14 protein-coding genes are annotated in these 13,707 nt (G+C 70.1%); 4 read left to right on the plus strand and 10 right to left on the minus strand.

Annotated elements, in window-relative coordinates; genetic code table 11:
* Positions 1-22 precede the first annotated feature (22 nt).
* Positions 23-544, minus strand: coding sequence for a hypothetical protein (locus ACZ5PB_RS24700; RefSeq protein ID WP_468693922.1), 522 nt, complete (start codon positions 542-544; stop codon positions 23-25).
* A 294-nt stretch (positions 545-838) separates the two neighbouring features.
* Positions 839-1,432, minus strand: a complete 594-nt coding sequence (locus ACZ5PB_RS24705) for a TIGR03086 family metal-binding protein (protein WP_468693923.1) — start codon at positions 1,430-1,432, stop codon at positions 839-841.
* 78 nt (positions 1,433-1,510) lie between these two features.
* Here ACZ5PB_RS24705 and ACZ5PB_RS24710 point away from each other — a divergent pair, with 78 nt between their 5' ends.
* A complete protein-coding gene (locus tag ACZ5PB_RS24710; protein ID WP_468693924.1) occupies positions 1,511-1,672 on the plus strand; it encodes a hypothetical protein in 162 nt (53 codons plus the stop codon).
* A gap of 84 nt (positions 1,673-1,756) precedes the next feature.
* Here ACZ5PB_RS24710 and argS read toward each other — a convergent pair whose 3' ends face one another.
* Positions 1,757-3,535, minus strand: coding sequence for an arginine--tRNA ligase (argS, locus tag ACZ5PB_RS24715; RefSeq protein WP_468693925.1), 1,779 nt, complete (start codon positions 3,533-3,535; stop codon positions 1,757-1,759).
* A 408-nt stretch (positions 3,536-3,943) separates the two neighbouring features.
* On the opposite strand from argS, the gene lysS reads away from it, so the two are divergent.
* Positions 3,944-5,674 carry a lysine--tRNA ligase gene (gene lysS / locus ACZ5PB_RS24720; RefSeq protein WP_468693926.1) on the plus strand — a complete coding sequence of 577 codons (1,731 nt, stop codon included), beginning with the start codon at positions 3,944-3,946 and terminating at the stop codon, positions 5,672-5,674.
* Between the two features lie 116 nt (positions 5,675-5,790).
* Here lysS and ACZ5PB_RS24725 read toward each other — a convergent pair whose 3' ends face one another.
* The 3 genes from ACZ5PB_RS24725 to ACZ5PB_RS24735 form a co-directional block, all read right to left on the minus strand.
* The gene (locus ACZ5PB_RS24725) at positions 5,791-7,161 is read right to left on the minus strand and encodes a DUF2637 domain-containing protein (RefSeq protein WP_468693927.1); all 1,371 of its coding nucleotides are present in this window, start codon (positions 7,159-7,161) and stop codon (positions 5,791-5,793) included.
* Between the two features lie 242 nt (positions 7,162-7,403).
* Complete coding sequence (locus ACZ5PB_RS24730; protein WP_468693928.1) at positions 7,404-8,153, minus strand: DUF3558 domain-containing protein; 750 nt, start codon at positions 8,151-8,153, stop codon at positions 7,404-7,406.
* Positions 8,154-8,238: 85 nt separating this feature from the next.
* Complete coding sequence (locus ACZ5PB_RS24735; RefSeq protein WP_468693929.1) at positions 8,239-9,171, minus strand: DUF3558 domain-containing protein; 933 nt, start codon at positions 9,169-9,171, stop codon at positions 8,239-8,241.
* 206 nt (positions 9,172-9,377) lie between these two features.
* On the opposite strand from ACZ5PB_RS24735, the gene ACZ5PB_RS24740 reads away from it, so the two are divergent.
* Positions 9,378-10,571 carry an RtcB family protein gene (locus tag ACZ5PB_RS24740; RefSeq protein WP_468693930.1) on the plus strand — a complete coding sequence of 398 codons (1,194 nt, stop codon included), beginning with the start codon at positions 9,378-9,380 and terminating at the stop codon, positions 10,569-10,571.
* A gap of 76 nt (positions 10,572-10,647) precedes the next feature.
* Here the strand turns inward: ACZ5PB_RS24740 and ACZ5PB_RS24745 are convergent, their stop codons facing one another.
* On the minus strand, positions 10,648-10,821 hold the full coding sequence (locus ACZ5PB_RS24745) for a hypothetical protein (protein WP_468693931.1): 174 nt from the start codon (positions 10,819-10,821) through the stop codon (positions 10,648-10,650).
* A 58-nt stretch (positions 10,822-10,879) separates the two neighbouring features.
* Positions 10,880-11,416 carry a hypothetical protein gene (locus ACZ5PB_RS24750; protein WP_468693932.1) on the minus strand — a complete coding sequence of 179 codons (537 nt, stop codon included), beginning with the start codon at positions 11,414-11,416 and terminating at the stop codon, positions 10,880-10,882.
* 223 nt (positions 11,417-11,639) lie between these two features.
* Here ACZ5PB_RS24750 and ACZ5PB_RS24755 point away from each other — a divergent pair, with 223 nt between their 5' ends.
* Complete coding sequence (locus ACZ5PB_RS24755) at positions 11,640-12,482, plus strand: pentapeptide repeat-containing protein (protein WP_468693933.1); 843 nt, start codon at positions 11,640-11,642, stop codon at positions 12,480-12,482.
* Between the two features lie 56 nt (positions 12,483-12,538).
* Here the strand turns inward: ACZ5PB_RS24755 and ACZ5PB_RS24760 are convergent, their stop codons facing one another.
* Together ACZ5PB_RS24760 and ACZ5PB_RS24765 are read right to left on the minus strand one after the other, a co-directional pair.
* Positions 12,539-13,297: an SDR family NAD(P)-dependent oxidoreductase gene (locus ACZ5PB_RS24760; RefSeq protein WP_468693934.1), complete on the minus strand. Its 759-nt coding sequence runs from the start codon at positions 13,295-13,297 to the stop codon at positions 12,539-12,541.
* 71 nt (positions 13,298-13,368) lie between these two features.
* Entirely contained in the window at positions 13,369-13,704 is a 336-nt protein-coding gene (locus ACZ5PB_RS24765; protein WP_468693935.1) for a YnfA family protein, read from the minus strand.
* Positions 13,705-13,707 lie beyond the last annotated feature (3 nt).

Genomic DNA, 13,707 nt, shown 5'->3' on the forward strand with positions numbered 1-13,707 from the left:
CCGGCGGCCAAGCGCTTCCTGGTCAGTGCCAGCGGGGGCGGTCGCCGGGGGACGCGTAGCAGGAGATACGGGTGCCCGACGCGTCCACCGTGCTGGTGCCCCGCAGCTTCTTCGGGCAGAACTGGCCCGCCTTGTAGTGCTTGCCGCTCGGCGAGAGGATCGCGCCGCCCGCGGCGGGGGCCGGCTTCGGCGGCTTCTGGGATTTCAGCGAAGGGGCCTGCGCCTTGGGGGCCTTGGGAGTACGGGGCTTTACGGGGGCCGGGGGTGCGGGCTGGTCCAGCAGGCGGGCCGCGGGCGGGGGTGGGGGTGTGGTGCTCGGGACCGCGCTCGGGGTCTGGGTGGCGGTCGGCGTCGGCGTCGGGGTCGGGGTCGGCGTCGGGGACGCGGATTCGGTCGCGGTCGCGGTCGGTGAGGACGTTGCCGTGGTGGCCGGGGCGGAGGCGGACGTCGTGACGTCGTTGCAGGCCGTGAGCAGCAGTGTGGCGAACAGGGCCGCGCCGGGAAGGGCGAGTCGGCGGAACAGGGCGGAGGGGCGGGAGGGCATGCGGGACCGTTCCGGGAAGACGAAGCTGGTGAGGATGTCCAGATTCGTATGGAACGGGTAAGGGAACGAGCGTCCTTCGGCCCGTTTGAGGCTGCCGAACGGCCTGAGCGGCCGGGCAGAAGGGCCGGGCCGAAGGGCCCGAGGCGCTGTCCTGTCTGCCAGCCCAAGCCAAGCCAGGCCAGGCCAGGCCGAGCCCGGCCAAGCCCGATTAAGCCCGGCTGAGGCTCTGCGCGGCGAGGGGCATTTCGCCGAAGCGGGGGCGTTTGCCCTCCGCCCAGCGGACTGCCGGGCCCATCACGCCCCGTCGGCCTGGGCCACCTCCGGCCGGGGCGGAACCGGCCGTCCGAGGAACGCGGCGAGCCGGTCGATGGCCGGAGCGGTCTCCTCGACGGGCTGCGGCTCGTCCATTCGTCCTGCCCGGGACTGGGTGGCGACCTGGACCCGGGCGAACGTCAGACTCCGCTCGGCGACATCGGCGGGCAGCCGGGCGGGGATTCCGGTGGCCCGGGCGAGGTCCCAGCCGTGGGCGAGCAGGTCGTACAGCCGGATCTGCAGGCGCTCGGCGCCCGTGGAGCTCCCCAAGGGGCCCTGGAAACTCCGCTCAAGCACCCCCGGACGGGAGAAGGCGGTCAGCAGCAGGGCACTTGAGGACCGGTACGCGCCGGCCGGGTCGTCGCCGAGGCGGTCCGCCGCGCGGTCGGGCATCGGGCCGCCCTCGATCATGGCGGTGAACACCAGGTCCATGCCGACCACGTGGTCGATCACCTGGCGCACATTCCATTCCGTGCACGGCGTAGGCGCCTCCCACTGCGAGGCGGGGATCCCGGCGATCAGGTCGCCGACGGCAGCGGACGTGCGCGCGAGATCTTCAACAAAAGCGGTAGTCATGGGGCGAGAGTACGTCCGCGCCCCAGGGCCGCATGCCACGGTCCCCGTCCGTCCTGTCGGAAGGACGGGTGAGCGGCGATGGCCGGCCGTACACCGGCCCAGCGCGCGCCGGCGCGTTCGTACACCACGGGGGCCGGGGAGGTCAGCTTCGCGGTGCGCGAGCTGACCGTCGATCACCAGGGACGCGACGACGTGACTCTGACGTACCGGCTCGACGTCATGGGACGGCGCCGCACGTGAGCCGGGTGTTTCGTACGAGCGGATACGGAAGTGGGCCCGGCGGAAGGGATTCCGGCGGGGCCACTTCCGTACGTACGCCGGAGGTCAGAGGCGCTCGGGGGTGCGGATCCCGAGGAGGGACATCGCCCGGTGGATGGTGCGGGCCGTCAGGTCGCAGAGGAAGAGGCGGTTCTCGGCGACTTCCAGGGCCGGGGCCGGCTTGATGACCGGGCACTCCGAGTAGAACGTGGTGAAGAGGGAGGACAGCTGGTAGACGTACGCGGCCAGCTTGTGCGGTTCGTACGAGGCCGCGGCGTCCGCCACCACCTCGGCGAACTGGTCCAGGTGCAGGCCCAACGCCCGCTCCGCCGGGGCGAGTTCGAGCTCCGGGTGCGGCACCGGCTTGCGGTCGCCCGCGTCGCGCAGGATCGAGCGGCCACGGGCGTACGCGTACTGGCTGTAGACGCTGGTGTCGCCGTTCAGGGACACCATCTGGTCGAGGTCGAACTTGTAGTCGCGGGCGGCCGAGGTCGACAGGTCGGCGTACTTGACCGCGCCGATGCCGATGTCCGCGCCGTTCTTGACGATCTCGTCCTCGGAGAGGTTGATCTTGTCGTTGTTCTTCTCGCGGACGACCGTGGTGGCACGGTCGACGGCCTCGTCGAGGAGGTCGATCAGCCGGACCGTCTCGCCCTCACGGGTCTTGAACGGCTTGCCGTCCTTGCCGAGCACCGTGCCGAAGCCCAGCTGGTGGGCGGTGACGTCGTCGGTCAGCCAGCCTGCCCGGCGGGCCGTCTCGAAGACCATCTTGAAGTGCAGGGACTGGCGTACGTCGACGACGTAGAGGAGGGTGCTGGCCTTGAGGTCGCCGACCCGGTTGCGGATCGCGGAGAGGTCGGTGGCGGCGTATCCGTAACCGCCGTTGGACTTCTTCACGATCAGCGGGGTCGGGTTGCCGTCCGGGCCCTTGACGTCGTCGAAGAAGACGCAGAGGGCGCCCTCGGAGCGGACGGCGACACCCGAGTCCTCCAGGATCCGGCAGGTCTCTTCGAGCATGGCGTTGTAGCCGGACTCGCCCACGATGTCGGGGTCGGCGATCTCCATGTCCAGCTTGTTGAAGACCGAGTAGAAGTAGATCTTCGACTCGTCGACGAAGCGCTGCCACAGGGCACGCGACTCCGGGTCGCCCGCCTGGAGCTGCACGACCCGGTCCCGGGCGCGCTGCTTGAACTCCTCGTCGGAGTCGAAGAGGACCCGGGACGCCTTGTAGATCCGGTTCAGGGCGGACATCGCCTCTTCGCCGTCGGCCTTGTCGGCGTCGCCGTGGTCCAGCTCGCCCGGGTGCTCCACCAGGTACTGGATGAGCATGCCGAACTGGGTGCCCCAGTCGCCGATGTGGTGGCGCCGGACCACCTTCTCGCCGGTGAATTCGAGGATCTCGACCATCGCCGCGCCGATGACGGCGGAGCGGAGGTGGCCTACGTGCATCTCCTTGGCCACGTTCGGCTGGGCGTAGTCGACGACCGTCGTACCGGCGTTGTCGTTGTACGGGACACCGAGGCGTGCACCGTCGGCGGCGCGGGCGGCGAGGGTCTCGACGATCGCGCGGTCGGTGAGCGTGATGTTGAGGAAGCCGGGGCCCGAGACCTCGATCTCCTTGAGGACGGTGTCGTCGGCGGGGAGCTTGGCGACGACCTCGGCCGCGAGGTCGCGGGGGTTTGCCTTCGCCTTCTTGGCGAGGGCCAGGATGCCGTTGGCCTGGAAGTCGGCCCGGTCGCTTCGGCGCAGCAGCGGGTCCGCGGGGGCGGCGTCCGGCAGGGCTGCCGAGAGTGCGTCCGCGAGGCGCTGGGTGACGGTCGAGGCGAGGGAATGGACCGGGGCCATGGGGTGCCGTTCCTGTTCGGGGGCGGAGGGAATTTGCAATCAGTATTTCATGAGGGGGGTGGGGGTGGGGCAAGGCGATTTTGGGGGTGGGGGTGGGCCACTTTCGGGGTGGGGCGTTGGGGCGTGGCGGAGGTGGGGCGGGGTCGGAGGGTTCGGCTCCGCCGGGGGCCGCCCCCTTGCCCGCCCGTTCCGCCCCCGGGGGGCGGCCCCGCCGCCCAAGGGGGCTCGGGGGTAGGGGTGGGGGCGGCCCCCGCCGCCCGAGGGGCGGGGCAATGGGTGGGGACGGGCCCGCTGGCCGAGGGGGTTCGGGGCGGGGTCCGCTGTTCACGGGGATCGGGGGATATCCGGGGGCGGGGGGTCTTGTCTGTCTGGGACAATGGGGGACGCCAGCTTTCGAGAAAGAAGGACGTGCCGATCGTGGCTCAGAGCAGCACACCGGAGACCGACTGGGTCTCCCGTTTCGCAGACGACGTCATCGCCGAGTCGGAGCGACGTGCGCCTGGCAAACCGGTCGTCGTCGCGTCCGGACTCTCCCCCTCCGGTCCCATCCACCTCGGCAACCTCCGCGAGGTCATGACCCCGCACTTGGTCGCCGACGAGGTCCGCCGCCGCGGGTACGAGGTCCGGCACCTGATCTCGTGGGACGACTACGACCGGTACCGCAAGGTCCCCAACGGCGTCCCCGGCATCGACGAGTCCTGGGCCGAGCACATCGGCAAGCCCCTCACCTCCGTGCCCGCCCCCGCCGGTTCCGCGCACCCGAACTGGGCCGAGCACTTCAAGTCCGCCATGGTCGACGCCCTGGGCGAGCTGGGCGTCGAGTTCGACGGCATCAGCCAGACCGAGCAGTACGGCGCCGGGGCCTACCGCGCGCAGATCCTGCACGCCATGAAGCAGCGCGGCGCCATCGACGCCATCCTGGACCAGTACCGCACCAAGAAGGCGCCCGCCAAGAAGTCCCAGAAGCCGGTCGACGAGGCCGAGCTGGAGGCCGCCGAGGGTTCCGGTGCGGCCAGCGAGGACGACGGCACGAGCGGCGGCGCGTACTACCCGTACAAGCCCTACTGCGGGCAGTGCGAGCGCGACCTCACGACGGTGACCTCGTACGACGACGAGTCGACCGAGCTCTCCTACTCTTGCGTCTGCGGCTTCGGCGAGACCGTGCTGCTCAGCGAGTTCAACCGGGGCAAGCTGGTCTGGAAGGTCGACTGGCCGATGCGCTGGGCGTACGAGGGCGTGATCTTCGAGCCGAGCGGCGTCGACCACTCGTCGCCGGGCTCGTCCTTCGTCGTCGGCGGCCAGATCGTCCGCGAGATCTTCGACGGCGTACAGCCGATCGGCCCGATGTACGCCTTCGTCGGCATCAGCGGCATGGCGAAGATGTCGTCCTCGAAGGGCGGCGTCCCGACCCCCGGCGACGCCCTGCGGATCATGGAAGCGCCGCTGCTGCGCTGGCTGTACGCGCGCCGCCGCCCCAACCAGTCCTTCAAGATCGCCTTCGACCAGGAGATCCAGCGGCTCTACGACGAGTGGGACAAGCTGGAGGCCAAGGTCGCGGACGGTTCCGTCCTGCCGGCCGACGCCGCCGCCCACTCCCGCGCGGTGCGCACCGCCGCCCGCGAACTCCCGTGCACGCCGCGGCCGTTGCCCTACCGCACGCTGGCGTCCGTCGCCGACGTCACCGCCGGGGCCGAGGACCAGACCCTGCGCATCCTGACCGAGCTCGACCCGGAGAACCCGGTCACCGACCTCGACTCGGTACGGCCCCGGCTGGACCGCGCCGAAGCGTGGATCTCCACGTACGTACCCGCCGACCAGCGCACCATCGTGCGCGGCGAGCCGGACACGGACACGCTCGGCGCACTCGACGAGGACGGGCGGGAATCGCTGCGCCTGCTCGTCGAGGGCCTCGACTCGCACTGGTCGCTCGACGGGCTGACGACGCTGGTCTACGGCGTACCGAAGATCCAGGCGGGCCTCGCGGCGGACGCGAAGCCGACGCCCGAGCTGAAGGTGGCACAGCGGACCTTCTTCGCGCTGCTCTACCAGCTGCTGGTGGGCCGGGACACGGGCCCGCGCCTGCCCACGCTGCTGCTCGCGGTCGGCGCGGAGCGGGTGCGCAAGCTGCTGGGCGCGTAACGGTTCACGGGAACACCGGAACACGAAGAAGGGCGGTGGCGGCGGGTCCTCGGACCTGCCGCCACCGCCCTTCTCCATGCGTGGGTCTCCATGCGCGGGGTGCGCTTCCGTGGCGGTTACGCGATGTGCTCGTCGAGCTCCTGCTGGAACCGCTCCTCGTAGCGCTTGGCGTACATCTCCAGCTCGTCCTCCGGCAGCTGCCGCCCGTAGAGGTCCTCCACGTACGAGCCGAGCTGCAGCGGGGTCGGGAACGCCGCGTTCTCCGTCGTGTACCTGCGGAAGGCGTTGTAGTACGCCTCGTCGTCCAGTACGAAGTCGCCGTCCGCCGCCGCGAAGTCCGGGCCGAACTCGGGGTCGTAGTCCGGGTCGTAACCGCCGAGCGGGCGGCTGCGGTTGGGGCCGGAGGGGACCATCACCTGGTGGGGGTCGGAGTGGGGGTCGGAGTAGACCTCCTGCTGGCCCTCCTGGTGGGCCTGCTGCTGGGGGCCGTGCTGCTGAGGGCCCTGCTGCTGGGGCTCCGGGTACTCCGCCTCCTGCTGCTGCGGGTGCTGGCCGACAGTGGGCGCCGCGAACCAGGGGCTCGGGTGCTGCTGGGCCTGCTCGGCGGCCTGAGCCTGGTGGCCGGGGACGGCCTCCTGCGCCTGTTCCTGCGCCTGCGCCTGTCCCGGCTCCGCGTGCTCCTCCGGCTCCTTCACCATGTTCGCCCTCGGCCCCGGGATCTGCGCCGTCTCCTGCGGCGAGGCCGTCAGCGCGGGCGCCGACGAGGCCTCGGGCGCCGGAGCGGGCGGCAGGAGAGCCGGCTCGATGCCCGCCGCCGCCAGGCCCACCGCCGCCGTGTCCGCCAGCGGCACGCCGATCTTCGCGAGCCGCAGCGGCATCAGCGCCTCGACCGGGGCCTTGCGCTTCCACGCACGCCCGTACCTGGCCTGGAGCCGGGCCCGGTAGATCAGCCGGTCCTGCTCCAGCTTGATGACCTGCTCGTACGAACGCAGCTCCCACAGCTTCATCCGCCGCCACAGCTTGAACGTGGGCAGCGGCGAGAGCAGCCAGCGGGTCAGCCGCACGCCCTCCATGTGCTTGTCGGCGGTGATGTCCGCGATCCGGCCGATGGCATGCCGGGCCGCTTCCACCGACACCACGAACAGCACCGGGATCACCGCGTGCATGCCGACGCCCAGCGGGTCGGGCCAGGACGCCGCGCCGTTGAACGCGATCGTCGCCGCCGTCAGCAGCCACGCCGTCTGCCGCAGCAGCGGGAACGGGATCCGCATCCAGGTCAGCAGCAGGTCCAGCGCGAGCAGCACACAGATGCCCGCGTCGATGCCGATCGGGAAGACGTACGAGAAATTGCCGAAGCCCTTCTCCAGGGCCAGCTCGCGCACCGCCGCGTACGAACCCGCGAAACCGATGCCCGCGATGATTACGGCACCCGCGACCACCACACCGATCAGTATTCGGTGCGTGCGTGTCAACTGCATCGCGGCCACCCGCGACCCCTCCCGTACGTCCGAACTCGGTCCGGCTCCGGGGTTTTCACCCACGGCCCGGCGGGCACAGCCTGGCACATACCAACGGGGGCCCGGCCCTCCGAAAAAGGACCGAACCCCCGTGAAAGCACCCAAAGCGGGCCCAGTTGTAGTCAAGTCGTTGACTGCGACACCGACACCGACACCGGCAGCGACTACCGCGCCGACTGCCGCGCCGGTCAAGGCACCTGACTACCTGTCCCCTACTTGTTCGCCGTGGCGATCGACGCCACGACCTCCTTCGCCGCCTTCTGCGCACCCTTCATCAGGTCCGCCGAGGACGGGGCCTTCGCGCCCGAGTAGCCCGAGCCGTTGTAGTCGAGGGTGATCACGACGTTGCCGGTACGGGTCACCACGACCGCGTGCTGGAAGTCCGTGCCGCCCTCACGGGCGCCGTAGGTCACGGTCGACGCCTGGTCGCCGATGCCGCTCACCGGGTTGGCCCGGACGTCCTTGGCGCCGTCCTTGCCCTGCACCTTGTTGACCTGCTTGGCGACCTGCTCCTCGGCGCGCTTCTCGGCGCTCTCCATGCCCGGGTTCGCCTCGAAGCGCTGGAGGGCGTACGTCAGGTAGTGGTACTGCGAACCCTTCAGGCCCTTGTCGTCCAGGCCCTTCCACGAGCAGCCGCGACGGGTTTCCGGGTCCGACGACTTGTCCGCCTCGCCCTCCGCCTTCTCGGCCTTCGGCACGAGCTCGCCGATGGTGTCCTTGGAGAGCGCCTTGCACGCCTCGGGCAGCTTCGCGAACTTCGCGGGCTCCACGGTCGGCGCCGCCGAGGGGCTCTGCTTCTCGCCCGCGCCCTGCTCCTGCTTCGTACCGCCGTCGGAACCGGAAGACGAACCGGAAGACGAACCGGAACCGGAGTCCGACGAACAGCCGGCCACGACGAACAGCGCCGGAAGGGCGACTGCGCAGGTCAGTATGCGGGCGATACGGGGGGCTTTTCGGTACATGGTTCCTGTGGTTCCTTCGCTGTTGCGTCGATGTGCGGTGCTTGTCGTGCGTTCGATGCCGCTCACTGTGGGGGTGGCCGTCGGGTCACTCGCTGCTGGAGAACTGCTCGGCGAGTTTACGGGCCAGCCCCTGTACCCGGTCCTGAAGCGTCTTGCTGTCGGGAACCTGGTCGGTGCGGCCCGGCTGCTCGCCGTACTTGATGCTCACGATCACGTTGGACGTACGGAAGACGACCGAAACGGTCCGGTCCCGCGCCGACGCCGTCCCGGCCTTGGTCAGCACGTCGTCCAGGAACGCGTCGTCGCCGAGGCCGTCGAGGGTACGCGGCTGGAGCTCTCCGGGGTCCGGGGCGGCGGGCGTACCGGAAGGGGAACCAGAAGCGGAACCGGAAGGGGACCCGGCGGCGGGCGGGGTGGCCGGAGCGCTCGGCCCGGTCTGCCCGGCCGTCGCGGAGGGCTTGGCACCGGGACCGGCACCGGCATCCGCATCCGCCTCCGCCGACGCCGTCGGGGGCACCGGCGTGGTGGCGCGCGGCGCCGGCAGATCGGCCGCGTCCCGCAGCTTCGCGTACACGGTCTGGGCACGGTCGTCGTCGCTCACGGCGGTGTCGTACGACACGACCCGCTCGAAGTCGACGACGAGCTGGTGCGCGCTGTCCGGCGACTCCACCTTCCAGCGGCAGCCGACCCGGCGGTCCGTGTCGTACGTCACCGCGGGCTCGCCCGCGTAGAGCTTCTTCTGCTGCTCCTCGGGCAGTGCGGCGGCCCCCGGCAGCATGGCCTTCAGCTGGGCGCGGTCGACGCTCCGGCAGGCTTCGGGAAGCGTGCGGTACTTGCCCGGCTGGGCGGCCGGGGCCGCGCTCTCGCCGGGCTTGGAGTCGGCGGTGCTCTCGTCGCCCGCAGTCCCGCCGGAGCACCCGGCAGCGCCTGCGGCGAGGGCCGCGAGAAGCGCGATGCCCGGCACGGAGGCCCTCGCGTAAGCCTTGGCGCCTGCCTTGACGCCCGCCTGTCGTGGCACGGTCCGGGGCCCCCTTCGGTCAGCTGTCTGTGGGAAAAGTGTTTGCCGTCCGGAGGCGGCCGATGCCCACAATGTGTATCGCACGTCCTGGTGTGGATGCCGGTCCGCTATCCCTTTCGCGACGATTCCCCACCTTTTTTGCGCTTTGCGCGCTTTCTCATGCTTCATGTCATCTCGGGGGATCGACTCGGGGGAATCGAGGGACCATGTCATACGTAGAGGTACCGGGCGCCAAGGTGCCGATCCGGATGTGGGCCGACCCCGCGGCGGTCGAGGACGGCGCGATGCAGCAGCTCCGCAATGTCGCCACCCTCCCCTGGATCAAGGGCCTGGCCGTCATGCCGGACGTCCACTACGGCAAGGGCGCCACGGTCGGCTCGGTGATCGCCATGCAGGGCGCGGTCTGCCCGGCGGCGGTCGGCGTGGACATCGGCTGCGGCATGTCGGCGGTCAAGACCTCCCTCACCGCGAACGACCTCCCGGGCGACCTCTCCCGCCTCCGCTCGAAGATCGAGCAGGCGATCCCGGTGGGCCGCGGAATGCACGACGACCCGGTCGACCCGGGCCGGATGCACGGGTTCGCGACGGCGGGCTGGGACGACTTCTGGGGGCGGTTCGACGGAGTGGCCGAGGCGGTCAAGTTCCGCCAGGAACGTGCCGCAAAGCAGATGGGAACGCTCGGCGGGGGAAATCATCTGATCGAGGTCTGTCTGGATGAGACCGGTTCTGTCTGGCTCATGCTTCATTCCGGTTCCCGCAACATCGGCAAGGAGCTTGCCGAGCATCACATCGGGATCGCCCAGAGGCTGCCGCACAACCAGGGGATCGTCGACCGGGATCTGGCGGTGTTCGTCTCGGACACCCCGCAGATGGCGGCGTACCGCAACGACCTCTACTGGGCGCAGGAGTACGCCAAGTACAACCGGGCGATCATGATGGGCCTGGTCAAGGACGTGGTGCGCCGGGAGTTCAAGAAGGCGAAGGTGACCTTCGAGCAGGAGGTCAGCTGTCACCACAACTACGTCAGCGAGGAACGGTACGAGGGCATGGATCTGCTCGTCACGCGGAAGGGTGCGATCCGGGCCGGCTCCGGCGAGTACGGCATCATCCCCGGCTCGATGGGCACCAACTCGTACATCGTGAAGGGTCTCGGCAACGAGAAGGCCTTCAACTCCGCCTCGCACGGTGCCGGTCGGCGGATGAGCCGGAGCGCGGCCAAGCGCCGCTTCACGGTCAAGGACCTGGAGGACCAGACGCGGGGTGTGGAGTGCCGCAAGGACTCCGGCGTACTGGACGAGATTCCGGCCGCGTACAAGCCGATCGACCAGGTGATGGCGCAGCAGCGGGACCTGGTCGAGGTCGTCGCGAAGATCAAGCAGGTCATCTGCATCAAGGGTTGAGCAGGTGAGGGGAACGGGTGCCGGTGCGCGGAGGGATCTGCGCACCGGCACCCGGCCGTTGTGCCGGGACCGCCGGTCAGACGCCGAACGGGTCGTCCCCGGGCGGCGCGACTCGCCCCGTACGCAGACGCCACAGGCGGAGCGAGCAACTGGCCTTGGTCCGGTTCAGCTGTACTGCGGCGCTCTCGGCGTTGCCCAGCGCCAGCAGCGTACGGTCCTCGTCTGCCCGCCAGCGGCGCTGGCTGACCACTTTCATTCCTGCGGGCCGCGTCCAGGCCGCCAGCGAATCCGCCGCGTTCTGTTTGCGCTCAAGGGCGAGGCAGCCCGGGTAGTAGAGGTCCGCAGCCAGTTTCAGAGCTTGCTCCTTCGTGAACACGATGTTGTAGATGCCGTCCCGGGTGTTGCGCTTGATGTGCCGGATCGCGCCGGTGAGCCTCCACGCGTACGAGCGAGAACTCGTGACGGGGCGGCGCGATCTTCTTCGACTTCTTCCCGTACGGGAGGCCGAGCCGGTGGAGAGTGGTGCGTGCTTCGAGCGCGCACAGCGTCCAGGTCACCGAGTGGTGGGAGGCGGAGAAGTTCGTTGCCCTGACCCGCTCGGTGATGCTGCTGTTGTACGGGGTCAAGCGCTGGAACTCGCGCAGCAGGGCGATGTCCCGGACGTTGATCTCGGCCGTCAGCCGGCCCTTCTGACCGGTTCCCTGGGCCAGGTGGCCATCGGCCTGCAAGAAGCCGAACATGTAGGCGTAGTGAGGGACTTCGAGATCCATGAAGGACACCGGGGACTCGGGCGTGAGGGCGCTGAGGTCGAAGAGCGCCGGGACGCTAGGGTCGTGTTCAGCCATCGGGAAGGTCTCTCTTCCTTGTGGTGAGGCCCTCGGCCGGGATTGCCGTCCCTGTCGGGGGCCGTTCTGTGTGTGGTTGTGCGGCGAGCGTAGGACGCGGTTTCGGGGGTCGCGTGGGTGATCAGGGGTGTTCACCCGTACGAGTGCATGGGCGGGCGGTCCGGTTAAGGTTCCCGAGGTTTGTCCGTATCGCCGTATTGCCGTGACCAGTGGAGCTCGACCCATGCCCGAGATGACGTCCGACCTGCGCTCCGACTGCGGGAGCTGTTTTGGGTTGTGCTGTGTGGCGTTGACCTTGAACAAGTCGTCGGACTTCGCGATCGACAAGCCCGCCGGGAAGCCCTGTCCGAATCTGGGGGCGGACTTCGGGTGCGGGATTCACTCGCGGTTGCGGGGCCAGGGGTTCTCCGGGTGCACCGTGTACGACTGTTTCGGGGCAGGGCAGAAGGTGTCGCAGGTGACCTTCGCCGGGGTCGACTGGCGTGAGGAGCCCGGGAGTTCGGAGCTGATGTTCGCTCTGTTGCCGGTGATGAAGCAGTTGCACGAGCTGCTCTGGTACGTGGCGGACGGGCTGGCGCGGGAGGTGGCGCGGCCGGTGCACCGGGAGTTGCGGAAGGTGCGGGGGGAGATCGAGGCCGTGACCCGGGGGAGCGCCGAGGAGCTCATCGCGTTCGACGTGGAGGGCGAGCGGCAGCGGGTGAACGGGCTGCTGGTGCGGGTGAGTGAGCTGGTCCGGGGGGAGTGGGCGGCCGCCGTGCCGAGGAAGAAGAACGGGAAGAAGCGGAAGACGGATCTACGGGGTGCCGATCTGATGGGCGCCCGGCGGGCCGGGGCCGATCTGCGGGGCGTCAACCTGCGCGGCGCCTACGTGATCGCGGCGGATCTGAGCGGGGCGGATCTCCGTGGGGCCGATGTGATCGGGGCGGACTTCCGGGACGCGGATGTGCGTGGGGCGGATCTGAGCGAGACGTTGTTCCTGACGCAGACGCAGGTGGGTGCGGCCAGGGGGGATGCGGGGACCAGGATTCCGGATGCGTTGGCACGGCCGGGGCACTGGGTGGGGTGAGGAGAGGGCGGGCATCCGTGCCTTCTCCCATGGAGTGGCGCGGATGCCCAGTGCTGTTACAGCTCGCGGTGGACCTTGGTGTTGGAGGCCTGGGCGCGGGGGCGGACCACCAGTAGGTCGATGTTGACGTGGCTGGGGCGGGTGACGGCCCAGGTGATGGTCTCCGCGACGTCGTCGGCGGAGAGGGGGGCGTCCACGCCCGCGTACACCTTCGCCGCCTTCTCGGTGTCGCCCCGGAAGCGGGTGGTGGCGAATTCGTCGGTCTTGACCATGCCGGGGGCGACCTCGATCACGCGGACCGGGGTGCCGACGATTTCGAGGCGGAGCGTTTCGGCGAGGACGTGGCTGCCGTGCTTGGCCGCTACGTAGCCGCCGCCGCCTTCGTACGTGCCGTGGCCCGCCGTGGAGGAGACGACTACGACCGTGCCGTCGCCGGAGGCCGTCAGGGCGGGGAGGAGGGCCTGGGTGAGGTTGAGGGTGCCGAGGACGTTCGTCTCGTACATCTGGCGCCAGTCGGCGGGGTCCGCCGTGGCGATCGGGTCGGCGCCGAGTGCGCCGCCCGCGTTGTTCACGAGGACGGCGATGGTGCGGAAGGCGGTCGCGAACTCGTCGACGGCCGCGCGGTCCGTGACGTCGAGGGGGTAGGGCACGGCCTGGTGGCCCGCTGCCGTGAGTTCCTCGGCGAGGGCTTCGATGCGGTCCTTGCGGCGGGCGGTGAGGACGACGCGGTAGCCGTTGGCGGCGAGCTGCCGGGCCGTGGCCGCGCCGATTCCGCTGCTCGCTCCGGTGACGACGGCGATGGGGGCGCTGGGCATGCGGGCTGCTCCTCGTGCGTACGAAGGGTGTGCGGTGGTGTGCGGTGATGTGCGTACGAGGATAGGCGCGGTCAGTGGCCTCGTGGGGCGTACATGATCAAGGCCATACCCGCCAGGCACACCAGCGCTCCCGCGATGTCCCAGCGGTCGGGCCGGTAGCCGTCGGCGACCATGCCCCAGAGGATCGACCCGGCCACGAAGACGCCGCCGTACGCGGCGAGGATCCGGCCGAAGTTGCCGTCGGGCTGGAGGGTGGCGACGAAGCCGTAGAGGCCGAGGGCGACGACGCCCGCGCCGATCCAGATCCAGCCCTTGTGTTCGCGTACGCCCTGCCAGACGAGCCATGCGCCGCCGATCTCGAAGAGCGCGGCGAGGAGGAAAAGGGCTGCTGAGCGGGGTACGGGCATGCG

Source organism: Streptomyces sp. NPDC032721 (assembly GCF_055579625.1).